This is a genomic window from Herbaspirillum sp. WKF16 (assembly GCF_028993615.1).
Taxonomy (GTDB): Bacteria; Pseudomonadota; Gammaproteobacteria; order Burkholderiales; family Burkholderiaceae_D; genus Herbaspirillum.
In genome coordinates this window covers 2178329-2203447 of record NZ_CP118632.1, presented here as the reverse complement: position 1 = coordinate 2203447, position 25119 = coordinate 2178329, and the positions used below count along the sequence as shown (strand labels likewise).

The window sequence follows — 25119 nt, the reverse complement described above, 5'->3', positions numbered from 1 at the left end:
TCCCGATACCAGCCCATGCGCCACCCCACCGAACCCGATCCAGGCCAGCCATGACCGTCACCGTCGCCAACCCGCTCGCCGAACAGGTCTACAACCGGCTCAAGGACGACATCTTCAGTTTCCGCCTGCTGCCGGGCGACAACTTCACCGAGACCGAGATGGCGCAGCGCCAGGGCGTGTCGCGCACGCCGCTGCGCGATGCGCTGTTCAGGCTGCAGCGCGAAGGTTACCTGGAGGTAGGTTTCCGCCGCGGCTGGAAGGTGCGCCCCATCGATTTCGACCGCCTGGACAACCTCTACGACCTGCGCATCGTGCTGGAGATGGCGGCGCTGGACAAGCTGTGCCAGCAGCCGGAACCGCCCGCCGAGCTAAAGGCGCTCAACGCGATCTGGCTGGTCGCGCCGCAGGCGCGAGAGACCGACGCCGTCAAGGTCGCCGAGTTCGACGAGGCCTTCCACACCAACCTGGTGGCCGCCGCCGGCAACGAGGAGATGACCCGGGTGCACACCGAGGTCACCGAAAAGATCCGCATCGTGCGCCGCCTCGATTTCCTGAAGAAGAAGCGCATCGAAGCCACCTACGAGGAGCATGCCAAGATCCTGCAGCTGGTGGCCAAGCGCCGCGCCACCGAGGCGCAGATCCTGCTGCGCGCGCACATCACGCAGAGCAAGCTGGAGGTGCGCAAGATCACCATCTGGATGCTGGCCGAGGCGCGCCAGGAACAGGAGCCGGAGGCGATGCGCGCCCAGCAGTGACGGCGGCGCCGGCATCGGCCGGGGCGCCTGCGACCGTGTTTGAGCAAGCTCATCAGCAGCACAAATAGAAAGCGTCCGGAGGGGCGCTTTTTCGTTATTGCCACATGGAAAATGGAGTATCATTCGGTCGTTCCGGCCCTCTCGCCTGCGGCTTACGGGACGCTCTTGGCAACGGCAACTTAATTCTTTATCACATAGAAATAAGCGGTTCTTTCCAAATGGATAATAACGAATTCGAACTGCAGGACGCGAGATACCAGGTGTCGTCCCGAAGGGAAATCATTGCGCTGCTCAGCGCGATGATGAAGGACAACCTTCGCCTGACCATGCTGCTCAAGGACATGGATATCGAGAACGAGGTGCCGACCTCGATCCTGCACATGGATGAGGATGCGATGTTCCTCAAGGCCGCTCCCGATCCCGACCTGAACAAGGCGATCGTCGAGGGCGGCGATATCGTCTTCGCCGCCAATCCGCACAATGCCCTGATCAAGTTCTCGGGCAAGGTCCAGCGCACCCAGGTCGAGCACTTCCTGGCGCTCAAGGTGAGCATCCCCGAAAGCCTGGTGCGCATCCAGCGCCGCGAATTCTTCCGCATCGCGGTTCCGGCGGCGGCCTCGCTGCGCTGCAAGATCAGCTTCACCGGCGCCGACGGCCAGTTCAACATCGTCTGGGCCTCGGTCCACAACATCAGCGCGGGCGGCATCGGCATCACCGACAACAGCGCTTGCATGCCGCTGGCGACCGACGTCACCTACAACGACTGCAAGCTCGAGCTCGGCGTGGCGGTCCAGGTCCCGGTTCGGCTGAAGGTCTGCTCCAGCAGGAAGGAGGAGCTGCAGAACGAGCGGTTCCTGCATCATTTCGGCTGCGAATTCGTGGAGACGCCGCGCGCCGTGCTGGCCAGCATCCAGCGCTACATCCTGCAGCTGGAGCGCGAGCTCAATGCGCAGAAGATCAAGGATACCGGCTGAGCGCCACCCGCAAGCCGACGCCAGCAAACGCACAGCCCGCCCTCGCGGGCTGTTTCGTTTCCGCGGCGCCGCGCGCATATCGGCCAACTCGGCTATGCTCTCCATGCCTCATCCAAACCGCCTCCCCGGAGACAGACAAGAATGAAAATCGCCGCCATCCTCGACAAGAGCCTGCTCACCCTCACCTTGCTCACATCGGTATCCGCCATGTCCTCATCCGCCCAAGCACAAGCCGCCGCGCCAAGCGCGGCCATCGTCTCCGCCTTCGCGCCTTCCGGCACGCTGCGCGCCTCGATCAATCTCGGCAATCCGGTACTGGCCAATCTCGATGCCAAGACCGGCGAAGCTGTCGGCGTCTCGGTCGATCTCTCGCGCGAGCTGGCCAGGCGCCTGGGCGTGCCGCTGCAACTGGTGGTCGTGAAGTCGGCCGGCAATTCGGTGGAGAACATCGAGCAGGACAAGGCCGACATCGGCTTCTTCGCCATCGATCCCAAGCGCGCGCAGGAGATCAGCTTCACCCGTCCTTACGTGCTGATCGAAGGCTTCTATGCGGTGCGCCAGGATTCGCCGGTGACCGGCAACGAGCAGGTGGACCGCGTCGGCACCACGGTGGCCGTCGGCCTGGGCAGCGCCTATGACCTGTTCCTCAGCCGCGAATTGAAGCACGCCACGCTGGTGCGCGTGCCGACCTCGCCGGCGGTGGTGCAGGCCTTCATCGACCAGAAGCTCGACGTCGCTGCCGGCGTCAAGCAGCAGCTGGAGCACGATGCCCAGAAGGCCGGCGGCCTGCGCATCCTCGGCCAGCGCTTCATGGTGATCCGCCAGGCCATGGGCGTGCCGACGCGGCGCGGCGCACAGGCCGCCGCCTACCTGGCCGCCTTCGTGGAAGACATGAAGGCCTCCGGATTCGTGGCCGCCTCGCTGGCGCGCCAGGGCATCGAAGGCGCCATCGTGGCCGGCCCCAACGACTGATCGGCGGCAAGCGCACAAAAAAGCGCCCCTGCGAGACTAATGCCGTTCAGTTAAGCACTGAACGGCATTATTTTTTGGTTGTTGGAAGTGAAGCTCCGTTTGCCCTGAGCAGCCGCGTAGCGGCGTATCGAAGGGCAGCTTAGGGCGATGCCCTTGGTAAACAGGCTTCGATACGGTCCTGGGAACCTACTCAGCCCGAACGGAGGCGCATAGGGAGCATCGCGCTTAACTGAACGGCATTAGCCCTGCGAGGCCGCTTTTTTTCCGCTGGGACTTCAGGCCCCAGGCATTGGCATCATCCCATCCCGCTGGTGCTTGGCATCTGGCCGACGTCGTCCAGCGGCAGCAGCGGATGCTCGCCGGCGATGACCAGCCTGCGGCCGTCCATCAGCATGGCGTGGAAATCGGCGGCCGGCACCGGGCGCGAGAAGATATAGCCTTGCAGCTCGTTGCAGCCGGCGTCCTTGAGGAAACTGAACTGCTTCTCGGTCTCCACCCCCTCGGCGATCACCTTGTGGCGCAGCTGCTTGGCGATGCCGATGATGGCGCTGGCGATGGCGCAGTCGTTGGTGTCGTCCGGGATGCCCATGGTGAAGGAGCGGTCGATCTTGAGGGTATTGATCGGGAAGCGCTTCAAGTAGGACAGGCTGGAATAACCGGTGCCGAAATCGTCCAGCGAGATCGTGATGCCCAGGCTGCAGATCTTTTCCATGATGGAGATCACGCGGTCGGTGCTGTGCATCAGCATGCTCTCGGTGATCTCAAGCTCCAGCCAGTCGCCGCTGAGCAGATGCCGGCTCAGCGCGGCGCGGATGCGGTCCGGCAGCGAGCGCGTGAATTCGCGCGCGGTGACGTTGAGCGCGATGCGGATCGGCGCCAGGCCGGCTTCCTTCCAGGCGCGCGCCTGGCGGCACACCGCATCCAGCACCCAGTCGCTCAGTTGCACGATCAGGCCGGTCTCTTCGGCGATGGGAATGAACTCGCCCGGCAGCAGCAGGCCGCGCTCGGGATGCTGCCAGCGCACCAGGGCCTCGGCGCCGGTGATGGCGCCGGTGAGCATGTCGACCTTGGGCTGGTAGTACAGCAGCAGTTCGTTGTATTCGAAGGCGTGCAGCAGACCGGTTTCGATGCGCAGCAGGTCCAGCGTGTTGCGGTTCATCTCTTCGCTGTAGTACGCGTAGCCGCCTTCGTTGTTCTCGCCGCCCCGCTTGGCGCGGTACATGGCGATGTCGGCCAGGCGCAGCAGGGTTTCGGTGTCGCCGGCGTCTTCCGGATACATGCTCACGCCGATGCTGGCGCCCACGCGCAGCTCGTGGCCGTCGATGAAGAACGGCTCGTCGAACAGCGACAGCAGTTTTTGCGCCACGAAGCCGGGATGGTAGTCCTTGTCGATGTCGAACAGCGCCACGGCGAACTCGTCGGCGCCCAGGCGCGCCACCACGTCCTGGTCGCGCAGCGCGCGGCGCAGGCGGATCGCCACCTCCACCAGCAGCATGTCGCCGGCCACGTGGCCCAGGGTGTCGTTGATGGGCTTGAAACGGTTCAGGTCGATGAACATCACGCAGCCGTGCATGCTGCCCTGCTGCGCTTCCAGCAGCGCCTGGTCGACGGTGCGCGTGAGCAGCGTGCGGTTGGGCAGGCCGGTGAGCGAATCGTAGTACGCCAGGTGGTGGATCAGCTTCTCGGCGTTCTTGCGTTCGGTGATGTCGTTGATGTAGCCGATCAGGCCGATGGGGTTGCCGTGCTGGTCGCGCATGACCGACAGCGACAGGCTGGCCCAGAAGGTCTCGCCGGATTTCTTGCGGCGGCGCACCTCCATCTCGCGCCCGCCCTGCTCCAGGAACATGCCGGCCAGCGTGTCCTCTTCGTCCTCGTTCTCATAGAGGAACAGCACGTTGCGGCCGATCGCTTCCAGCGCGGTGTAGCCGAACAGCTGTTCGGCGCCGCGGTTCCAGCTGGTGATGAAGCCGGCGGCGTCCATCGTGATCACCGACTCGTGCATCTGGTTGAGGATCTGCGCCTGCTGCTCCAGCTTGGCCTCGATCTGGTCCAGCGCGCGGGCGCGCTTCTCGGTCTCGGCGCGACGCTGCATCAGCCGGCCGGCAAAGGCGGCGAGCATGGCCAGGCGATCGCGCTCGGGTTGGGTATAGGGACGATTGAGTTCCGGGAAAACGAAATGCCCGAATTGCTCGCCCTCATGCGCCACCGGCTGCAGCAGGCCGGCGCCTTCAGGCGCGGGACCGCTTACATAGCGTCCGCCGGGGCGCTTGAGGAAGCCCGTGGCAATGCCGCCCAGCGCCGTATGCAGCGCCATGCCATGCAGGTTTTGCATCGCGTCCAGCAGTGCCGAGCAACATGCCAGATCATCGGTGCCGACAGAGGAAATCATCGAATTCAAGCCTCTGTGCTGACTCTGGTTGCCCAGTTGAAGGCCTGCATGAGGCATTCGCAATACACCCGGCCGTCGAGGCCGGCGGCCTCAAGATCGGTGTGGCGCAAGGGAATGCGGCCGTACTCGGAGCGCTCCACCACGTCGAGCAGCTTGCCCAGGCGGCCGGTGCGCGTGGTCAGGGCGTTGACGATGTCCACCGGCAGCTTGAGCGGTTCGATGATGTCGTTGAGCGGCATGCCCAGGAGCACGTCGAGCAGCGAGAACATGCCGGTGATGAACGCGCGGTCCAGCTCTTCCTCGGTGCACTCGACGCGCTGGGCCATCGCTTCCATCATGGCCGCGCGCGCCGCGGCGCGCGGCAGCAAGGGATTGGCCGATTCGTCGCCGGGGAAACGCGCATACAGCAGCAGCTGCAGCCAGCGTTGCAGCTGGCGGCGGCCCAGCAGGTTGATGGCCTGGGTGAAATTGGTGATGTGCGCCGAGAAGCCGAAGGCGGCCGAACTGACCAGCTTGAAGAGCTGGTAGGACAAGGCAGGATCCTGCTTGAGCAGCGACTCCAGGTCGCCGGCATTGGCGTCGCGCGCCACCAGTTCAAGCAGCTTGAGCAGGCGGGCGCGGGAAATCGAATTCTTTTGCGACAGGCGGCTGTCCGGGTGCAAGGCGTAGTCGCCCGAGAACCAGCGGAAGCCCTCCGCGCGGCACAGGTCGAACTGGATGGCGTCGCCGACGTTTTCCACCAGGTGCGGGCCGCGCAGGCGATGCAGCCACTGCACGGCTTCCGGCAAGCTGCCCACGCTGGCGTCCAGGGCCAGCGATTCGACGAAGGGAAACACCTTGGCGCCCGGCGCCGGCAAGCCGTCGGCGATGATGGCGAAGCCGCGGCTGTAGAGCCAGTCCAGCGCATCGATCTTGCCCGGGTCGACGCAGTGCTCGACCGGCACGCGCAACGCGACCTGGCCCGGCTGGATGGGATTGTTGAACTCGGGCGCGAAAACGGCCGGATCCCGCACCGGGATGATGCAGGTCAGCCCTCCCAGCGCGTCCTGCAGGCCGAACTCGTTGAAAAGTCGGGATAGCAAGACGCTGCCATCCTCGTCGATGGGAGAGATGTGCAGCGACAGCGCAGTCCATACGTGGTGAACGTCGGCGACTGGCTGTAAAAACACGAGAGGAAAAGGAACGCTTTTATCCTGGACAGCCATATATTTTTATCGTTGACGCCCCTTTTTATTGTTGTCTGAGGCGTTCGATCATGATGAAAAACTGATAAGAAGTTTCCCAGCAGAATACTTAATTAAATTCAAATTTTTCTAAATATACCTGATAAAAAATCACTTGCAAGCGAGCTTTAGCTCAACAGGAAAATTTCTTGCAAATCGTTAAGAAAACGGCGTCCCAGCTCGGTCGGCCGGATCAAAGCGTGATCGCGGTACAACATCCCCTTCTGCTCGGCCAGGTTCAGTTGTTTCTCTATCTGGTTCAGGCCCATGCCGGTGCGTTCGGCAAACAGGTTGGGCGAAAAGCCCTCGGTCAGGCGCAGCGCGTTGAGCATGAATTCAAAGCCCAGCGCATCGCGGCCGATTTCGGATTCTTCCTGGATCGGCGCGCCGGCCCGGGTCTTTTCCAGGTAGCTCTGCGGATGCTTGTAACGCATCTGCCGCACGATGCGGTGCGGGAAGGACAGCTTGGAATGCGCGCCGGCGCCGATGCCGAGGTAGTCGCCGAACTGCCAGTAGTTCAGGTTGTGCCTGGCGCGGCGCTTGGGCTGGGCGTAGGCCGAGACTTCGTAGTTGGCGTAGCCGGCGCCGGCGGTCATCTCGGCGATCAGGTCTTGCATGTCGGCGCTGGCGTCCTCGTCGGGTACCGCCGGCGGGAACCTGGCGAACAGCGTGTTCGGCTCCAGCGTCAGGTGATACAGCGACAGGTGCGGCGGCGCGAACGAGAGCGCAGTGGCGATGTCGGCGCGCGCCTCGGCCAGCGTCTGCTGCGGCAAGGCGTACATCAGGTCGAGGTTGAAATTGTCGAAATTGGCCTGGGCGATCTCGACCGCCCTCAACGCCTGGTCGCCGTCGTGGATCCGGCCCAGCGCCTCCAGGTGGCGCGCGTTGAAACTCTGGATCCCGATCGACAGGCGGTTGATGCCGCTGTCGCGGTAGGAACGGAATTTCTCGGCCTCGAAGGTGCCGGGATTGGCCTCCATCGTGATCTCGATATCGCTGTCGAAGGGCAGCAAGGTGCGCAGGTCCGACAGCAGGCGGTCCAGCCCGGCCGCCGACAGCAGGCTGGGCGTGCCGCCGCCGATGAAGATGGTGGTGATCTTGCGGCCCCAGATCAGCGGCAACGCCATTTCCAGGTCCACGCGCAGCGCATCCAGGTAGTCCTGCTCGGGGAAGCTGCCCTTGACTTCATGCGAATTGAAATCGCAATACGGGCATTTGCGCACGCACCAGGGGAAATGCACGTACAGCGACAGCGGCGGCAAGGCCGTCAGCTGCAGGCTGCCCGGCTTGAGGAAGGCCAGCGCCGCCTGGGCCGGGCCGGACGTTGCCTGCGCGGCCGGCACGGTGGCCGCGACCGGTTTGATCGGGATCATTTCAGTTTCTCTACCAGTGCGCGCAAAGCCTGGCCGCGGTGCGACACGGCGTTCTTCTCGGCCGCGCTGAGCTCGGCGGCGGTCTTGCCCAGCGCGGGCAACAGGAAATACGGGTCGTAGCCGAAACCGCCCTCGCCGCGCGCCTCGGCCACCATCTCGCCCTTCCAGACGCCATCGGCGATCACCGGTTGCGGATCGTCGGCATGGCGCACGTAGACCAGCACGCAGTAGTAATACGCCGACTTGTCGGCATGCGCGGCCAGGTCCGCAATCAGCTTGGCGTTGTTGGCGGCGTCCGACTTCGGCTCGCCGGCGTAGCGCGCCGAATACACGCCGGGCGCGCCGCCCAGCGCGTTGACGCAGACCCCGGAGTCGTCCGCCAGCGCCGGCAGGCCGGTCAGGCGGGCGGCGTGGCGCGCCTTGGTCAGCGCGTTCTCGACGAAGGTGCCGAAGGGCTCTTCGGCCTCCGGCACGTTGAATTCGCCCTGCGGGCGCACATCCAGGCCGATGCCGCCCAAGAGGCTGGCGAACTCCTTGAGCTTGCCGGCGTTGTTCGACGCCATGACGATCTTTTGCTTGGTATCCATGCTTGCTTCTTTGCTATCTGTTCGTTGACTGCCTCGGCTGGCCGGATCGCCTGTTACAGGCCCAGCGCCTGCTTCTGCAGGGTGTTGAGGGTAGCGATGCCCTGCTGCGCCAGATCCAGCAGGCTGTTGAGGGCGGCGCGGTCGAACGCGGCGCCTTCCGCGGTGCCTTGCACTTCGACGAAATGGCCGGCATCGGTCATGACCACGTTCATGTCGGTGTCGCAGTCGGAGTCTTCCAGGTAATCCAGGTCCAGCACCGGCACGCCGCGGTACACGCCCACCGAGATCGCCGCCACGAAATGCTTGACCGGGATGGCCTCGACCAGGCCGCGCGACTTCAGCACCGAGAAGGCGTCGTAGGCCGCCACCATGGCGCCGGTGATGGCTGCGGTGCGGGTGCCGCCATCGGCCTGCAGCACGTCGCAGTCCAGGTGCAGCGTGCGCTCGCCGAAGGCTTCCAGGTCGAAGGCGGCGCGCAGCGCGCGGCCGATCAGGCGCTGGATCTCCTGGGTGCGGCCGGATTGCTTGCCCTTGGCCGCCTCGCGGTCCATGCGGGTGTGGGTCGAGCGCGGCAGCATGCCATACTCGGCGGTCAGCCAGCCCTGGCCCCGGCCCTTCAGGAAGCCGGGCACCTTCTCCTCGATGCTGGCGGTGCACAGCACGCGGGTGTCGCCGAACTCGATCAGCACGGAACCCTCGGCGTGCTTGGTGTAGCCGCGCGTCAGGCGCACCTCGCGCAATTGGGAAACGGCGCGGCCGCTGGGACGTTGGAATGCTGTCATGGTGATCCTTGTACTGTCTGGCTGATGAAGATGCCGCCTGTGAGAACGCTCACGAAAAGCGGCAATTTGGATGTTTTGATAGCGCGCCGCCGCCAATCTTCTTTAAAATGCGGGATCCGAACGCGATGCCATGGGCAAACCGCCGCGGCGGCAGCCGGAATAATCAAAACCGGCATTGTAAAGGATGAGGGGCCGCCCGGCGCGGCCGCCGCCATTCCCGCCCCGCATCGCCAACCACCAGACAGAACCACCCGCCAGCACACCGGAGCCCGAATTTGACCATCTACAGCATGACCGGCTATGCCGTCACCACCCGTGAAACCACAGCCGGCACGGTCACCCTCGAAATGAAGAGCGTCAACTCGCGCTTCCTCGACCTGCAATTCCGCGTCAACGACGACCTGCGCGCGGTCGAGCCCCTGCTGCGCGAGGCCATCATGGGCCGGCTGGTGCGCGGCAAGGTCGAGTGCCGCCTGTCCTTCGGCCGCAAGGTCGCCTCCGGCAACAGCCAGGCGCTCAACGCCGGCGTCGTGGCCGGGCTGGCTTCGCTGCAGGATCAGCTGCGCGCGCAATTCCCCGACGCCCCGCCGCTGTCGGTCAACGAGCTGCTGCGCTGGCCGGGCGTGATGGAAGAAGCCGAGATCAGCCAGGAAACGCTGCAGGCCGACATCGTGGCGACCATGGGCCAGACCCTGGACGCCTTCGTCGACAGCCGCGCGCGCGAAGGCGCGGCGCTGCAGGCGGTGATCCTGGCGCGGGTCGACGCCATGGAAGCCATCGTGGCGCGTATCACGCCGCTGGTGCCGCAACTGGTGGCGCAGTTCCAGCAGAAGGCCACCGAGCGCATGACCGAGGCCCTGGGCCTGGCCCTGAATGCCCAGGGCACGCCGGTCGCCACGCGCGAGGAGTCGCTGGAGCGCATCCGCCAGGAAGTCACGCTGTACGGCATCCGCATCGACATCGCCGAAGAACTGGCTCGCCTGTCGGCGCACCTGGGCGAGACCCGCCACATCCTGAAGAAAGGCGGCCAGGTCGGCAAGCGCCTGGACTTCATGATGCAAGAGCTCAACCGCGAGGCCAACACGGTCGGCTCCAAGGCCGCCGTCAAGGAACTGGCCGACGCCTCGATGGAGTTGAAGCTGCTGATCGACCAGATGCGCGAGCAGGTCCAGAATCTCGAATGATCCCGGCGGGCCGCGCCCGCCATCGACACCCTATTGACGACACAACAAAAACAGCGAGGATCCCATGCCAGCTAAAACCCCCACTTCCGGCAGCCTGTTCATGGTGGTTGCACCGTCCGGCGCCGGCAAATCGACCCTCGTCAATGCCCTGCTGAAGCAGGAGCCGGCCATCAAGCTGTCGATTTCCTTCACCACCCGCGCGCCCCGCCCGGGCGAAGAACACGGCCGCGAATATTATTTCACCAGCGCCGAGGACTTCCTCAAGCGCCAGGCCGAGGGCGAATTCCTGGAATGGGCCGAGGTGCACGGCAACTACTACGGCACCTCGCGCCTGATGATCGCCGACCAGATCGCCAACGGCACCGACGTGCTGCTGGAAATCGACTGGCAAGGCGCGCAGCAGGTCAAGAAGCAATTCCCCAACGCCATCGGCATCTTCATCCTGCCGCCGTCGATCGCGGCCCTGGAAGAGCGCCTGAAAAAGCGCGGACAGGACGAGCCGCACGTCATCACCCGCCGCATCCTGGCCGCCGGCGGCGAAATCGCGCACTCGCCGGAGTTCGAATATGTTATTATTAATCAAGAGTTTGCCGTCGCTTTGTCCGAGCTGACGGCGATTGTCCAGGCAGCCCGCTGCCGCTTCCCGCAGCAAGCCGCGCGCAACGCCTACTTGTTCACCCAGCTCGGCATCCACGCGCAGTAACGCAGCAAGCCTGCCGCCCGGACCGATCCACCATTTCAAGCAAGCCCGTCATTCAGGAGTTATACATGGCCCGCATCACCATCGAAGATTGCCTCAAGCAAATCCCGAACCGTTTCCAGCTGACCCTGTCCGCCACCTACCGTGCGCGCCAGCTGCTGCAAGGCCACACTCCCAAGGTCGACGCCAAGGACAAGCCGACCGTGACCGCCCTGCGCGAAATCGCCGCCGGCAAGGTCGGCGTGGAAATGCTGAAAAAGGTCCCGGCCTGATCCTGGTCCGCGCGTGAAGCTGATAACGGTCAAGCATGAGCCTTACCCCCACCGAATCCACCTTATCAGCATCGACTAGCAACAAACGGGCCGCCGGTTCCGGCCGCCCAGTCCCCCCGAACGATCCCGCCTCCGCCGCTGCCCACAGCGGCGTGGCGACGTTCGCGCACCTGATTCCCAAGCTCGAGGAGTACCTGACGCCTTCCGAATTGAAGAAGGTCAAGGAAGCCTATCGCTTTGCCGACGAGATGCACCTGGGCCAGATGCGCAAGTCGGGCGAGCCCTACATCTCGCACCCGCTGGCGGTGGCCGAGATCTGCGCCGAATGGAAGCTGGACGCCCAGGCCATGATGGCGGCCTTCCTGCACGACGTGATGGAAGACCAGGGCGTCAAGAAGGAAGAGCTGATCGAGCGCTTCGGCGCGCCGGTGGCGTCGCTGGTAGACGGCTTGTCCAAGCTGGACAAGATCGAGTTCCAGAGCCAGGTCGAAGCCCAGGCCGAGAATTTCCGCAAGATGCTGCTGGCGATGGCGCGCGACGTGCGCGTGATCCTGGTCAAGCTGGCCGACCGCCTGCACAACATGCGCACGCTCGGTTCGATGCCGCCCGAGAAGAAGCGCCGCATCTCGCGCGAGACCATGGAAGTCTACGTGCCCATCGCGCACCGCCTGGGCTTGAACAACATCTATCGCGAGTTGCAGGAGCTGTCGTTCTCGCACCTCTACCCGCTGCGCCACCGCACGCTATCCAAGGCCGTCAAGGCCGCGCGCGGCAACCGCCGCGAGGTGGTGACCAAGATCATGGAGTCGGTCACCAGCACCCTGATCGCCGCCGGCATCCCGGCCCAGGTCGACGGCCGTGAAAAGACCCTCTACGGCATCTACCGCAAGATGCGCAACAAGCACCTGACCTTCTCGCAGGTGCTGGACGTGTACGGCTTCCGTGTAGTGGTGGACAGCTTCGCCAACTGCTACGTGGCGCTGGGCACCCTGCACTCGCTGTTCAAGCCGATGCCGGGCAAGTTCAAGGACTACATCGCCATCCCCAAGCTGAACGGCTACCAGTCGCTGCATACCACGCTGATCGGCCCCTACGGCACGCCGGTCGAGTTCCAGATCCGCACGCGCGAGATGCATCGCGTGGCCGAATCCGGCGTGGCCGCGCACTGGCTCTACAAGGATGACGAAGGCAGCCTGACCGACCTGCAGCAACGCACCCACGCCTGGCTGCAGTCGCTGCTCGACATCCAGAAGCAGACCGGCGACTCGGCCGAGTTCCTGGAGCACGTCAAGGTCGACCTGTTCCCGGATTCGGTCTACGTCTTCACGCCCAAGTCCAAGATCATCGCGCTGCCGCGCGGCGCCACCGCGCTGGACTTCGCCTACAGCATCCACACCGACATCGGCGACCAGACCACCTCGGCCATCGTCAACCACGAACCGGCGCCGCTGCGCGCGGAGCTGCACAACGGCGACATCGTCGAGATCATCACCTCGCCGACCTCGCGCCCCAGCCCCAACTGGCTGGGCTATGTGCGCACCGGCAAGGCGCGCTCGGCGATCCGGCACCGCCTGCGCACGGCCAACAAGGTGGAGTCGCAATCGGTGGGCCGCCGCCTGCTCGGCAACGCGCTGCATACCCTGGGCATCGAGCCCGAGCTGCCGTCGCACATCGTCGAGCGGCTGCTCAACGAGTCCAGCGCCAAGACCCTGGACGACCTGTACGCCGAGATCGGCATCGGCACCCGCATGGCGCCGCTGGTGGCGCGCCACATCATGACCATGATGGACACCGGCGTCTCCGTGCCGCAGCTGGATCCGGAAGGCCACATGCTGCCCAACAAGCCCGATCCGGTGGTCATCACCGGCAGTGAAGGCGCCTCGGCGCAGCTGTCGTCGTGCTGTATGCCGATCCCGGGCGACCGCCTGACCGGCTACCTCAAGCCGGATCAGACGCTGATCGTGCACACCCAGGAGTGCGAGACCGCCAAGCGCCTGCATGAGAAGGAGCCTGACCGCTGGATCGACCTGGTCTGGGGCCACGACCTGAACCGCCGCTTCGACTGCCGCATCACCATCCTGATCCACAACGAGCGCGGCACGCTGGCGCGCATCGCCGCCGAGATCGGCGAGTCCGACGCCAACATCGTCTCGGTCAGCATGGACGACGACGGCGGCTCGTCGATGAAGTACCTGCGCTTCACCATCCAGGTGGAAGATCGTGTGCACCTGGCGCGCACCATGCGCGGCATCCGCAGGATCGACAGCGTCACCCGCATCCTGCGCGAACGCGGCTGACCCGGCCACGGCGGTCGCGCAAACAAAAACGCCCGCAGATGCGGGCGTTTTTGTTTTCATTGCGGCACCAGAGGGCTAGGCCGGCGAGGCTGCCGCGATCCCTTCCCCGGTCTTGTTCGCACGCCCGCGCGTGCCGCCGGCGGCCTGGCCTGCCTTCACCTTTTCCTTTTCGCGCTCGCGGTGCTCCTGGCAGACCTGCGGCCCCTTGTCGGCGATGCCGCGTTCCAGCTTGTCGGCGAAAAACTCGATCAACGCCGACACCGCGGCCGGCAGCTGGCGGCGATGCACATAGACGGCGTACAGCCCCGTGGAGTCGCGCTGGTAGTCCGGGAGGATGTGCACCAGCGTGCCGTTGCGCAAATCTTCCGAGGCCAGCATGGTCGGCAGCAAGGCGATCCCCAGCCCGGCCCGCGCCGCGCGCAGCTGGCCCTGGGCGGTATTGATGCACAGGCGCGGCGTCACGCGCACGCTTTCCGGCCCCTGCGGGCCTTCCAGCTTCCAGGTCGTGTGCTGCGAGGCCTGCGAGGTCGCCAGGCACTCGTGCCCGATCAGGTCGCCCAGGGTAGCGGGCATGCCGTAGCGCTCCAGGTATTCGGGGCTGGCCACCAGGCCGCGATGGCTGTCCACCAGCTTCTTGGCCACCAGGCTGGAGTCCGGCAGCACGCCGCCGCGGAAGGCCAGGTCGATGCCTTCGGCGATCAGGTCGGCGCGGCCGTCGTTCAAGACGAACTCCAGCTGCACCTTGGGATACAGGCGCATGAACTCATGCATCCACTCGATCGAGAAATTGTCGAAGAAATCCACCGGCGCGGCCACGCGCAGGCTGCCGGTCGGCTCGCCGCTGCTTTCGGTAAGGCTGGCGCTGGCGTATTCGATGTCTTCCAGGCCCGGCGCGCAACGCTCGAAGAATTCGCGGCCGGCGGCGGTCATGTTGAGCTGGCGCGTGGAGCGCTGCAACAGGCGCACGCCCAGTTGCGCTTCCAACGCCTGCAGGCGGCGGCTGATGGTGTTGGGCGGCGTCGAGAGCTTGCGGCCGGCGGCGGCGAAGCTGCCGGAGCGCACCACGTGGACGAAGAGCCAGATATCGTTCAGGTCGACCATGAGAAATTACCGCCAAAAATGGATCAGTGAAATGCGATTCTCTCATCTACCGGCGGAAATGAAAACTGCGTATCTTCCTTTCAACGCCGCAAGAAAGGCATATCAGGAAGCAAAGATACATCCATTTCGCTTCCGCCGCTTTCGGCGCTGCATTTGACGACAGGTCGCGGGCCTTCCCGGCGGCCACACCCACCACCGACGCCATTGCCGACAAGCAAGCAATGGCGATGCAACCGAAAAGGAATGACCATGAGCACCCTGCTGCACATCGACTCCAGCGCCCGCACCAGCGGCTCCATCTCGCGCCAGCTGACCGCCTCCTTCGCCGAACAATGGTCGGCCAAGAACCCGGGCGGCAAGATCGTCCACCGCGACCTGGCCAGCGACTCGCTGCCGCACCTGACCGAAGCCCTGCTGGGCGCCTACTTCACCCCGGCCGAGAACCGCACTGCGGAACAGGCCCAGCTGATCAAGCAATCCGACGCCCTGGTCGACGAGCTGCTGGCGGCCGACACCCTGGTGATCGGCGTGCCGATGTACAACTTCGCCCCGCCGTCCACGCTCAAGACCTGGATCGACCACGTGTTCCGTGCCGGCCGCACCTTCCGCTACACCGAGACCGGCCCGGTGGGCCTGGCCACCGGCAAGAAGGCCATCATCATCCTGTCGCGCGGCGGCAAGTATTCCGAAGGCCCGATGGAAGCGCTGGATTTCCAGGGCAAGTACATCAAGGGCGCGCTGGGCTTCATCGGCATCACCGACGTCGAACTGGTGGTCGCCGAAGGCGTGTCGATGGGCGATGAGGCCGTCAAGGCGGCCCTGGCCAGCGCCCAGCAAAAGATCAGCGCCACCATCTGATCCCCTCCGTTCCCGCGCAAGCAGACGGGGCGGCCGCTACCAGAGGCTCGCCCCGTTTTCTCATGGGCGCGCCGCGTTCAATGCGGCCCCAGCCCCTTGTGCATGCGACGCAGTCCCAGCCACACGCAGGCCGCCACCAGCGGCACCACCAGGCCGGTGGCCAGGTCCGGATTAAGCGGCACGCCGGCCGCCTTGGCGGCTTTGCCGGCATAGCCGATCAGGCCGATCACGTAGTAGGAGATCGCCGCCACCGAGAGCCCCTCGACCGCCTGCTGCAGCTTGAGCTGCTGGGCCGCGCGGGCGTTCATCGATTCCAGGATCTGGCGGTTCTGCTGTTCCTGCACGATGCCGATGCGGGTGCGCAGCAGGTCGTTGGTGTGGGCGATGCGTTCGGCCAGCGCCTCTTGCCGGCGCGCGATGGCCTGGCAGGTGTCGATGGCCGGCATCAGGCGGCGCTCCATGAATTCGCCAATGGTCGGCACGCCTTCGATGCGCTGCTCGCGCAACTCTTCGATGCGCGCCTGCACCAGCCGGAAATACGCCTGCGAGGCCGAGAAGCGGTAGCTGTTTTCCAGCGACAGCTTTTCGATGCGCGCCGCCAGCCCGGTAATCCTGTGCAAGACGCGCTCGTCCTCGGCCTGCTGCTCCGGCGTGCCGCCGGTGGATTGCTCGGACTGCACCATGGCCGCCGTCAGGGCCGCCAGGTCGCCTTCGATCCGGTTCAGGAAGGGGCCGGACTGCTGCGCGTGGGGCAGGCCCAGCAGCGCCATCATGCGATAGGTCTCGATCTCCAGGATGCGCTGCGCCAGGCGGCCGCCCTGCAGCTCGCGCAGGTCGATGTCGCGCACCACGAAGCGCGAGAAGCCGTCCGACTGGATCTGGAAATCGGTCCAGATTTCCCCGCCCTGCAGCACCTTGCTGGAGCTCATCAGCTTGCCTTCGAAGATGCGCTGCATCTGGCGCGCGGTACCGGCGGTGTCGTCGGCGCCGGGCTCGACCACCACGTGCGCCGCCACCATCAGCTTGCCCTGGAGCGACAGCAGCCATTGCTGCGGGATGTGCGACAGCGGCGCCCGGGCGAAGGCGTCCAGCGTGGAAAGCGCTTCCTCGTGGGCCTGGGCGAAGGTGTAGGTGGCGAACTCGGTGTGGCATTCCCACTTCAGGCGGAAGCGTCCGAAGTCGTGGTAGAAGTGCTTGGCTTCCGGCCCCGGCGCGACCACGCCGAAGTGCGCGCACAAGGCCTCCAGCAAGCCATGCTGGGCGCGCGCGTGCTGGCTGCCGTTGCCGTCCTCGCGCACGTAGACGGCGAGATGCGTGAGCGTCTCCGAGCGGGTGAGCTGCAGGAAGGGCCGCGAATGCACCTCCGCCGCCAGGACGACGCGCTGCGGGTGATTCAGGCTGGCAAAGACGATGGACATGTTTTCCCCGTGGATGATGTGAATTCTGTGCGTCCGGCGGCAGCCTGCCCGCATGCGAAATGCATGCCGGGCCCGGCGCGGCGGGCGTCATGGACGATATTGGCGTGATCGGCGTCGGCGCCGGATCGGGTCGGCGCTCACGGCGCCGGATAGCTCACTTCCAGGATGGTCAGCTGCTCCACGCCGGAGGGCGTCTGCAATACCACCTCGTCGCCCTCGCGCGCCTTGGTGAGCGCGCGCGCCACCGGCGAGATCCAGCTGATCTTGCCCCTGAGCGGGTCGAGCTCGTCGATGCCGACGATGGTCACCGTATGCGCTTCCCCGCGCTGGTTCTCATAGGTGATGGTGGCGCCGAAGAAAATCTGGTCGCTGCCGTGGTGCACGCTCGGGTCGACCACCTCGGCGATATCGAGCCGCTTGGTCAGGAAGCGGATGCGGCGGTCGATCTCGCGCAGGCGCTTCTTGCCGTAGAGGTAGTCGCCGTTCTCGGAACGGTCGCCGTTGGAGGCGGCCCAGGAGACGATCTTCACCACCTCGGGACGCTCCTCGTCGATCAGTTGCAGCAATTCGTTCTTGATGCGCTGGTGCCCCTGCGGCGTCATGTAGTTCTTGGCGCCGGCGGGGATGGCCGGCAAGGCGATGTCGTCATCGTCGTCGCCGCCATCGGATTCTTTTACAAAGGCCTTGTTCATGCTGTGTTCTGTCCGGGGTTGCTGGCCGCCGCGGCGGCGCAATGGTGCCATGCTGTCAATCCACATTGTAGCCGCATGCGCGCCCCCGCGAAGGTACAGTTGGGGCCGTCGGCATGGGCGTGACTGTGCTGGATGCGGGCTTGCCGATGACGCTCGCCCTTTCCCGCGCACTCGGCGATAATCGGGGCATCGCACTCCCGTTCACATTGCGCACTCACCAACGAGCCTCCATGTCTTCGTCCTCCATCTCCCCCCGCTACCGTATCGGCCTGATCGCCAACCGCGCCCACCAGGACGCTCCCGACTCGGCCCTGGTCCAGCTGCTGACCGGTTCGCGCCGGCGCATCGAAACGCTGCAGCCGGAACTGATCGTGGTCGGCCGCACGCTCGACGCCATCGGCCAGATGGACCTGCTGCCGGACTATCCGCACCTGGTGCGCTTCCCCTATGGCCGCCAGGGCGGGCTCATGAAGCTGGTCTCGCGCACCGTGGACGCCGATCCCGAGCGCACGCTGGACGCCGTGATCTACCTGATCGACCCGGTCGATCCCTCCTCCGCCTTCCCCGAGGCGGTGGCGTTGAAGCGCCAGTGCGTGATCCACGGCAAGCCCTTCCTGTCGACGCTGGCCGGGGCCCAGGAGTGGTTCGAGCTGGAGTCGATCGCCAACGGCGCGGCGCCCGACCCGGTATTCGACGATCGCTTCAAGCTGGAGCAGGAAGGCATCGCCCTGATCGCCCACGATGCGATGAAGCCGCGCATGCTGGAGCTGGCCGAGAAGCACTTCGACGTGCTCGACAAGTTCGCCTTCCGCTGCGCCACCGGCACCACCGGCGGCCTGCTCAACCAGCTGGCCGTGAAGATCAAGGGCGAAGCCGGCCGCAACTGGGTCAAGCCCTTCCTCTCCGGCCCTCTCGGCGGCGACGCCCAGATCGCCGAGCTGATCCTGGAGCGCCAGTGCCGCCGCGTGCTGTTCCTCGAAGACCCGCACGTGGCGCGCCAGCACGAGGCCGACATCCAGCTGCTGGAACGCGCCGCGCGCACCGTGACCGACTACGCCTCCTGCATGAGCGACATCAAGTGGGGCGACCGCTGGCTGTCGCAAATCAAGGCGCGCCAGGTCTGAATCTCCCCTCATGTCGCAACCCTCCCCGCAGCAGCAACCGCCGCAGCAACGCCAGGCAAGGTGGCGCCGCCGGCTGCTGGCGCCGCTGATCTACACGGCGGCGCTGCTGCTGATGCTGGAGGAGTGGCTGTGGGACGCGACCCAGGCGCTGCTGGCGCGCATCCCCGACTGGCCCTTCCTGCAAAGGCTGCAGCGCCGGGTGGAACGGCTTTCGCCCTACGCCGCGCTGTCGATCTTCCTGGCGCCGACCTTGTTGCTGCTGCCGGTGAAGGTCCTGGCGCTGCTCTCGATCACGCATGGGCATCCCACGCTGGGGCTAGCCATCATCGTCGCCGCCAAGCTGCTGGGCACGGCGCTGGTGGCGCGCATCTATGCGCTCACGCGACGCAGCCTGCTGTCGCTGGCGTGGTTCCGTCGCGCGCATGACAAATTGCTGGCCTTCAAGGACAGGATGATCGCGCAACTGCACGCCAGCGCCGGCTGGCAGCGCGTGCAATCGCTGATGGCGGCGGTGCGCGGCGCCTTCACGGCCGCGCCGCGCTCCGAGGGCGGACGCCTGGCGCGCCTGCTGCGGCGGCTGGCCGCGCGCATGAGGAAATACCGCTCGCGCTGAAGCGCCCGGCAACAAAAAAGGCTGCCATCAAGGCAGCCTTTCTATTGTGGGCGCGATGCATCAATCGTCATCGTCGTCATCGTCGTAGCCGCTGGGCGGCGGCGCCATCGACATGCCGGTCGGCTGGGCGACGTTGTTGGTGGAAATGCTGTTGCCCCATTCGAAGGCATACTTCTCGGCCTCGAAGAAATCGTCGGCCGACAGCTGCAGCTCGCTCAGCAGGCGCTGCATTTCTTCCTGGTCCTGTTCGCGCTGCTCGGTGCACTCCACCAGCTTCAGGGCCATGCCGTAGAAACCGGTGCGGCGCAGCAGCGCCTCGCGGATCTCGGTGCTGACGGTAATCTGGCGCAGCACGCTCTCCATGCTCATGCCGAACAGCGCATCCACCAGCGACATGATGCCCACCGTGAAGGCCATTTCCGACATCTTGCGCCGGCCCGGGCGCAGCTTGGCCGTGATCAGCTCCAGCATCTTGCCGCGCGTGGCGGCCAGGATCATCAGCGGCGACAGCGCGGACTTGTCCTTCTCGGTGTTGGCGTACAGCAGGATCTGCAGCCAGCGCTTCAACTGACGGCGGCCCAGCACGATCAGGGCCTGGCCCAGCGAGTCGATGAACTTCTGGAAGCCGTAGACCGGGGTGTTGACCAGGCGCAGCAGCGTCAGGCTGAGCGCCACGTCGCGCTTGATGTAGCGCACGATCTCGCCGTTGTCGACGTTGCGCACCAGGAGCGTGAGCAGGTGCATGATCACCATCTTCGAGGCCTCCAGCTTCTTACCCTGGAGGATCATCGGCTTGGCGAAGTAATAGCCCTGGAAATAGTCGAAACCGAAGGTCACGCAATCGTTGAACTGCTGCAGGGTCTCGACCTTCTCGGCCAGCAGCTCCTTCTGGGCGCGCTTGAAATGCACCGACAGCTTGAGCAGCTTGCTGGGATCGACTTCCATCACGTCGATCTTGATGATCTTGATCATCGGCAGCAGTTCTTCGATCTCGGCCGACTCGGCCACCACGTCGTCCAGCGCGAACACATAGCCGGCCTTGACCAGCTCGCGCACGCGCACCACCAGTTCCGGCGTGACCCTGACGGTCTCCAGGATTTCCAGCACCACCTTGTCGGTCGGCAGGAAATAGATGAAGTCGCTCAGCAGCACCGCGGCGTCGACGTTGATGAAACCCTGCAGGTTGCCGATGACGTTGGACAAACCCAGTTCCGAGGCATGCGCGATCACCGCCGCGGTCGCGGTCACGCCATCCTTGACGTTGGCCGGGCCGAACGCGGCGCTGCGGAACAGCAGCTCATAGCCGATCAGATCCTGCTCGCGGTTCAGGATCGGCTGGCGTGCCAGGAAAAAATCCAGGGCGTGCTGCGCAGGGGTGGAATTGTCGGATGACTGATCAGGCATGGTTGTTATTTTAATTACCCCAAGCGTTGCAATGCTTCTCTGTTTTCGGCAATTCCGGCATTGTATGCCGATTCGGCATCGCTTCCCACCCTGCCGGCGGCACTGAGACCATAAAATCACAAAAAATCACGCACAAAGGACGCGCAGTCATCACACCTCCCCTGACTCAAGGACGAAGCCGGCGCTATCGTCCACGCCCAGCACGTCCACCAGATAAGGCATCAGTTCGCGCAACATCGGCTCCAGCGTCCAGGGGGGATTGAGGATGAACATGCCGCTGTTGTGCAGGCCGAAGCCGTCCGGCGCCGGGCCGTGGATCGCCAGCGTGACGTTGAGCCAGCTCTTGGCGCCCAGGCGCTTGAGCTTCTCGGGCAGCTGGATCGACTCGTTGCGCTGCAGGACCGGATACCAGACGGCGTACATGCCGGTCGGGAAGCGCGTCAAGGCGTCGCGCAGCACTTCGGCCGTGCGCGCGTAGTCGCGCTTGTCTTCATATGGCGGGTCGATCAGCACCAACCCGCGGCGCGACGGCGGCGGCAGCAAGGCCTTGAGCCCGGCGAAGCCGTCGCCGCGGTAGGTCAGCACGCGCTTGCCGCGCGCGCTGGGACGCTGGCCCTGGGCCGCGGCATGCGCTTCGAGCTTGCGGAAGTTTTCTTCCAGCACCTTCACTTCGCTGGGGTGCAGCTCGAACAGGCGCAGGCGATCCTGCTCGCGCATCACCTTTTCGGCGCAATAGGGGGAACCGGGGTAGTAACGCATCTTGCCGCTCGGATTGAGCGACTTGACCACGTCGACGTACTCCCGCACCGCTTCCGGCAGGTCCTTGCGGTCCCACAGGCGGGCGATGCCGGTTTCGTACTCGGCGTTCTTGCTGGCGTAGTCGCCATCGAGCGCATACACGCCGGCGCCGGCGTGCGTGTCGATGACCATGTAGGCAGTGTCTTTCTGCCCGAGGTAGCGCATCAATTGAATCACCACCATGTGCTTCAGGACGTCGGCGTGATTGCCGGCATGAAAAGCGTGGCGATAACTCAGCATGTGGAATTCGTCTTGGTATGAGGTTGGAAATCGCCCGTCAACGCTCGGCTGCGGCACGATTGAAGAAAACGTTTGGCATTCTAGCAAGGATACGAGACGCTTAGGCCGGCCATCTCGGATTTGTTACAAAGAAACAGCAGCTTTCATTTGCGTACCAACCCTTTCCGGGAGCGGGATTCCCGCCTCCACAGGCGGGCTCCGGCCGATGCACGCAATTGCGGCGTGTCAATGATTAACAAAAAAGCACGCGGATCAATTACCCGCGCGATCCAGCCGGAAGTACGCGTCCAGCAGCGAAGTCTTGAACACCACTCCCAGCAGCCGGGGATCCTCGGCGCTGGCGATCACCGGCAGGCGCTCGCCCTGGTGATTCAGGAACAGCTGCAGCGCCTCGCCCAGCGACATGTCGGGCGTCACTTCATGCAGGAAATGCGGGCGCAGGAAATCGCGGGCCGTCCGCCCGGCCGGCTCCTTCTTGTCGAGCAGCCAGGAGGTGATGTCCTGCAGCGCCACCACGCCCTGGTAGCGTTCGCGCTCGTCGACCACGTAGACATACTTGACCGGATACTTGAGGAACAGCGCGCTCACCTCCTCCAGTCCGGCATCCTCGCGCAGCACCGTCTCGGCCGGGCGAATCAGTTCGCTCATGTGGGTGCCGCGCAGGCGCAGGCGCTCCTCGGCATCCTTGTGGCGCTTGAGCGTGATGTCGTACATCGAGCGCCCATCCAAGCTGCGCGCGACCACGTAGGCCACCACGCAGGACAGCATCAGCGGCAGCACCACCTGGTAGCTCAGCGTCATCTCGAAGATCATCAGGATCGCCATCAACGGCGCGTTCGAGGCCGCAGCCAGGAAGGCGCCCATGCCCACCATGGCGTAGGCGAAGGGCTGCGACATATGGAACGGCAGCAGCGCCTGCGCCGTCGCGCCGAACAGGAAGCCCACTGCCGCGCCGACGAACAGCACCGGCGTGAAGATGCCGCCCACGGCGCCCGAACCGACGGTGATCATGGTCGCCAGGATCTTCACCAGCAGCACCATCAACACCGCCTGCCAGAGCCAATCGGTATGCAGCAGGGAGTTGACCAGGTCGTAGCCGTTGCCCCACACCTCCGGCACCTGTACCGAGATCAGTCCCACCAGCAAGCCGCCCACGCCCAGCCGTACCGGCAGCGGCAAGGCCAGTTTGCCGAACGCGGCCTTGCCGAAGTCGAGCGCGCGCAGGAACTGCGAGGCCAGCACGCCGGCCAGTACGCCCAGCAGGACGAACAGCAACACTTCCCAGCCGGCGATCTCGGGGAAGAACGGCATCTCATAGGAAGGCTTGTAGCCGGGCAGCTCGCGCATGGTGATATTGGCCACCACCGAGGCCACCACCACCGGACCGAAGCTTTCCATCACCAGCGAACCCAGCACGATCTCGGTGATGAAGAAGGCGCCGGCGATCGGCGCGTTGTAGGCCGAGGTGATGCCGGCCGCCGCGCCGCAGGCCACCAGCAGGCGCAGGCGCGAGGCCGGGAAATGCGAGAACTTCCCCACCAGGGAGGCGCACAGCGCGGCCATCTGCACCATCGGGCCCTCACGCCCGATCGAGCCGCCCGAGGCGATGCTGGCCAGCGAAGAGATGCTGCGCAGCAGCGTATTGCGCACCGGGATGACGCCGTCGCCGATGGCCACCGCCTCCATGTAGTCGCCGCCGGCGCCGGCCGGCGTACGCCGCGCCCACACCAGGAACAGTCCGGCCACCACGCCGCCGCAGGCGGGCAGCAGCACGCGCATGTGCCAGGGCAAGCCCTTGGCGATCTCGACGAAACTGCCGCTATGGCCGGTCAACAGCAGCTGCAGCAGGGAGATGCACTCGCGGAAGGCGATCGTGGCCAGCGCACCGACGAATCCGGCCAGCGCGCCCCACAGCAGCATCGAATGATTTTCGGAAACGCGGCAGGCGTTGAGCACCCGCAACCGGTATTTGAGCCAGAGTTCGTGCATGGCCGCCCGCTATTGCTCTTCGCCGGAGGCGTCGCCGTTCATCAGCGAACGCAGGTAGCCGAGGTCGGCGGCGATGCTGGCATCGGCCTTCTTCTGCATGCGCTGGTAGCGCGCCAGCACGTCGCGCCCGAGGTCGGTGACGACCGCGCCGCCTCCGCGCGCGCCGCCGGTGGCGGTGGTCACCAGCGGGCTGGCGAAGCAGCGGTTCATTTCTTCCACCAGCAGCCAGGCCCGCCGATAGGACATCTCCATCTCGCGCGCGGCGCCGGAGATCGACCCGCTGCGCCCGATGGCCTGCAACAGGTCGGCCTTCCCCGGGCCGAAGGCGATGGTGTCGCCCTGCATCACGCGCAGTCTGATGGTCTTGGAATCGTTCATGCGCGTGATTGTACAAGGGCAATGCGGCAACCGGTACACCCAGGCGCTTGCGCGGCGCGCACAGTTCCCGGTCCGGTTGACTGCCGCTATATCCTTGCGTATATTTCGACAGATCCAACGAGCGCGCGTCGGCCCTGTGTCCGCGCGCTTTTGCTTGTCTGCGCATTGCGCGACGCCCTTACGACAACAGACCAGAAAACAGGATTACCGATGCTCAAGAACACCCACCTGAAAGCCGCCCTCGGCGCCGCCTTCGCCGCCGTGCTGATGTTGTCGGCCAGCGCCGCGCACGCCACCGACCTGGTGGTCTCTGCCGCCGCCAGCCTGACCAATGCCTTCAAGGAACTGGCGCAGTCGTTCGAGCAGCAGAATCCGGGCGTCAAGGTGGTCACCAACTTCGGCGCCTCCGACGTCCTGATGCAGCAGATCGTGCGCGGCGCCCCGGCCGATGTATTCGCCTCGGCCGACCAGACCGCGATGGACAAGGCGGTCGCCGAGAAGGCCGTCAATCCTGCCACTCGCAAGAACTTCGCCGCCAACCAGATCGTGCTGATCATCCCGCACGACGGCAAGCTGCAGCCGGCCGCCCTGAACGACCTGACCAAGCCTGAATACAAGCGCATTGCGCTGGGCAACCCGGCCTCGGTGCCCTTCGGCCGCTACACCAAGACCGCACTGGAACAAGCCGGCCTGTGGCCGCAGGTGCAGGCCAAGGGCGTAATGGCGGAGAACGTGCGCACCAGCCTGGACTATGTGGCCCGCGGCGAAGTCGATGCCGGCTTCGTGTTCGCTACCGACGCCGCCGTGATGCCGGAGAAGGTGAAGGTCGCCGTGCGCATCCCATCCGACACCCCGGCCACCTACCCCATCGCCATGACCGCCGGCACCCAGCAGAAGGAACTGGCCGACAAGTTTGTCAGCTACGTGCTCTCGCCGACCGGCCAGACGGTGTTGGCCCGCTACGGCTTCCTGAAGCCCTGATCGGCCCGTTCCTGC

23 protein-coding genes are annotated in these 25119 nt (G+C 65.2%); 11 read left to right on the top strand and 12 right to left on the bottom strand.

All coding sequences use genetic code 11. The annotated features are described in order from the left end of the window. Positions 1–50 precede the first annotated feature (50 nt). The 3 genes from Herbaro_RS10125 (at position 51) to Herbaro_RS10115 (ending at position 2701) form a co-directional block, all read left to right on the top strand. A complete protein-coding gene (locus Herbaro_RS10125; protein WP_275013692.1) occupies positions 51–755 on the top strand; it encodes a GntR family transcriptional regulator in 705 nt (234 codons plus the stop codon). Positions 756–973: 218 nt separating this feature from the next. Continuing rightward, positions 974–1729: a flagellar brake protein gene (locus Herbaro_RS10120; protein WP_275013691.1), complete on the top strand. Its 756-nt coding sequence runs from the start codon at positions 974–976 to the stop codon at positions 1727–1729. 207 nt (positions 1730–1936) lie between these two features. Continuing rightward, positions 1937–2701 (top strand): ABC transporter substrate-binding protein, encoded by a 765-nt coding sequence (locus Herbaro_RS10115; protein WP_275013998.1) that lies wholly within the window; start codon positions 1937–1939, stop codon positions 2699–2701. Positions 2702–2996: 295 nt separating this feature from the next. Here Herbaro_RS10115 and Herbaro_RS10110 read toward each other — a convergent pair whose 3' ends face one another. The 5 genes from Herbaro_RS10110 to rph form a co-directional block, all read right to left on the bottom strand. Next, positions 2997–5090, bottom strand: a complete 2094-nt coding sequence (locus Herbaro_RS10110; RefSeq protein ID WP_275013690.1) for a putative bifunctional diguanylate cyclase/phosphodiesterase — start codon at positions 5088–5090, stop codon at positions 2997–2999. A gap of 5 nt (positions 5091–5095) precedes the next feature. Then, positions 5096–6295 carry an EAL and HDOD domain-containing protein gene (locus Herbaro_RS10105; protein WP_275013689.1) on the bottom strand — a complete coding sequence of 400 codons (1200 nt, stop codon included), beginning with the start codon at positions 6293–6295 and terminating at the stop codon, positions 5096–5098. Positions 6296–6441: 146 nt separating this feature from the next. After that, the gene (gene hemW, locus Herbaro_RS10100) at positions 6442–7686 is read right to left on the bottom strand and encodes a radical SAM family heme chaperone HemW (RefSeq protein ID WP_275013688.1); all 1245 of its coding nucleotides are present in this window, start codon (positions 7684–7686) and stop codon (positions 6442–6444) included. Then, a complete protein-coding gene (gene rdgB, locus Herbaro_RS10095) occupies positions 7683–8273 on the bottom strand; it encodes an RdgB/HAM1 family non-canonical purine NTP pyrophosphatase (protein WP_275013687.1) in 591 nt (196 codons plus the stop codon). Before rdgB ends, hemW begins: the two co-directional genes overlap by 4 nt. A gap of 53 nt (positions 8274–8326) precedes the next feature. Next, a complete protein-coding gene (gene rph, locus Herbaro_RS10090; RefSeq protein ID WP_275013686.1) occupies positions 8327–9055 on the bottom strand; it encodes a ribonuclease PH in 729 nt (242 codons plus the stop codon). A gap of 275 nt (positions 9056–9330) precedes the next feature. Here rph and Herbaro_RS10085 point away from each other — a divergent pair, with 275 nt between their 5' ends. The 4 genes from Herbaro_RS10085 to Herbaro_RS10070 all read left to right on the top strand — a co-directional run bounded on the left by Herbaro_RS10085 (position 9331) and on the right by Herbaro_RS10070 (position 13508). After that, positions 9331–10239 (top strand): YicC/YloC family endoribonuclease, encoded by a 909-nt coding sequence (locus tag Herbaro_RS10085; protein ID WP_275013685.1) that lies wholly within the window; start codon positions 9331–9333, stop codon positions 10237–10239. Between the two features lie 64 nt (positions 10240–10303). Then, entirely contained in the window at positions 10304–10942 is a 639-nt protein-coding gene (gmk, locus tag Herbaro_RS10080) for a guanylate kinase (RefSeq protein WP_275013684.1), read from the top strand. Positions 10943–11007: 65 nt separating this feature from the next. Beyond that, positions 11008–11211, top strand: a complete 204-nt coding sequence (gene rpoZ, locus Herbaro_RS10075) for a DNA-directed RNA polymerase subunit omega (RefSeq protein WP_008112385.1) — start codon at positions 11008–11010, stop codon at positions 11209–11211. A 35-nt stretch (positions 11212–11246) separates the two neighbouring features. Beyond that, positions 11247–13508 carry a RelA/SpoT family protein gene (locus Herbaro_RS10070; protein ID WP_275013683.1) on the top strand — a complete coding sequence of 754 codons (2262 nt, stop codon included), beginning with the start codon at positions 11247–11249 and terminating at the stop codon, positions 13506–13508. A gap of 75 nt (positions 13509–13583) precedes the next feature. On the opposite strand, the gene Herbaro_RS10065 is transcribed toward Herbaro_RS10070, so the two are convergent. Then, the gene (locus tag Herbaro_RS10065; RefSeq protein ID WP_275013682.1) at positions 13584–14609 is read right to left on the bottom strand and encodes a LysR family transcriptional regulator; all 1026 of its coding nucleotides are present in this window, start codon (positions 14607–14609) and stop codon (positions 13584–13586) included. Positions 14610–14858: 249 nt separating this feature from the next. On the opposite strand from Herbaro_RS10065, the gene Herbaro_RS10060 reads away from it, so the two are divergent. Then, positions 14859–15467: an FMN-dependent NADH-azoreductase gene (locus Herbaro_RS10060; protein ID WP_275013681.1), complete on the top strand. Its 609-nt coding sequence runs from the start codon at positions 14859–14861 to the stop codon at positions 15465–15467. A gap of 77 nt (positions 15468–15544) precedes the next feature. On the opposite strand, the gene Herbaro_RS10055 is transcribed toward Herbaro_RS10060, so the two are convergent. Continuing rightward, positions 15545–16885: a DUF3422 family protein gene (locus tag Herbaro_RS10055; protein WP_275013680.1), complete on the bottom strand. Its 1341-nt coding sequence runs from the start codon at positions 16883–16885 to the stop codon at positions 15545–15547. Positions 16886–17022: 137 nt separating this feature from the next. After that, positions 17023–17577: a transcription elongation factor GreB gene (gene greB / locus Herbaro_RS10050; protein WP_275013679.1), complete on the bottom strand. Its 555-nt coding sequence runs from the start codon at positions 17575–17577 to the stop codon at positions 17023–17025. Between the two features lie 230 nt (positions 17578–17807). On the opposite strand from greB, the gene Herbaro_RS10045 reads away from it, so the two are divergent. Then, positions 17808–18701: a methylglyoxal synthase gene (locus Herbaro_RS10045; protein ID WP_275013678.1), complete on the top strand. Its 894-nt coding sequence runs from the start codon at positions 17808–17810 to the stop codon at positions 18699–18701. 10 nt (positions 18702–18711) lie between these two features. Further along, positions 18712–19314, top strand: coding sequence for a hypothetical protein (locus Herbaro_RS10040; RefSeq protein ID WP_275013677.1), 603 nt, complete (start codon positions 18712–18714; stop codon positions 19312–19314). A 60-nt stretch (positions 19315–19374) separates the two neighbouring features. Here Herbaro_RS10040 and Herbaro_RS10035 read toward each other — a convergent pair whose 3' ends face one another. From Herbaro_RS10035 to Herbaro_RS10020, 4 genes are all read right to left on the bottom strand, one after another. After that, a complete protein-coding gene (locus tag Herbaro_RS10035) occupies positions 19375–20718 on the bottom strand; it encodes an EAL and HDOD domain-containing protein (RefSeq protein WP_275013676.1) in 1344 nt (447 codons plus the stop codon). A 150-nt stretch (positions 20719–20868) separates the two neighbouring features. Further along, positions 20869–21756: a 23S rRNA (adenine(2030)-N(6))-methyltransferase RlmJ gene (locus Herbaro_RS10030; RefSeq protein ID WP_275013675.1), complete on the bottom strand. Its 888-nt coding sequence runs from the start codon at positions 21754–21756 to the stop codon at positions 20869–20871. Positions 21757–22008: 252 nt separating this feature from the next. Further along, on the bottom strand, positions 22009–23745 hold the full coding sequence (locus Herbaro_RS10025; RefSeq protein ID WP_275013674.1) for a ClcB-like voltage-gated chloride channel protein: 1737 nt from the start codon (positions 23743–23745) through the stop codon (positions 22009–22011). A 9-nt stretch (positions 23746–23754) separates the two neighbouring features. Beyond that, complete coding sequence (locus Herbaro_RS10020) at positions 23755–24123, bottom strand: winged helix-turn-helix domain-containing protein (protein WP_275013673.1); 369 nt, start codon at positions 24121–24123, stop codon at positions 23755–23757. A 210-nt stretch (positions 24124–24333) separates the two neighbouring features. Between Herbaro_RS10020 and modA the strand changes: the two genes are divergently transcribed. Beyond that, positions 24334–25104, top strand: a complete 771-nt coding sequence (modA, locus tag Herbaro_RS10015; protein WP_275013672.1) for a molybdate ABC transporter substrate-binding protein — start codon at positions 24334–24336, stop codon at positions 25102–25104. Positions 25105–25119 lie beyond the last annotated feature (15 nt).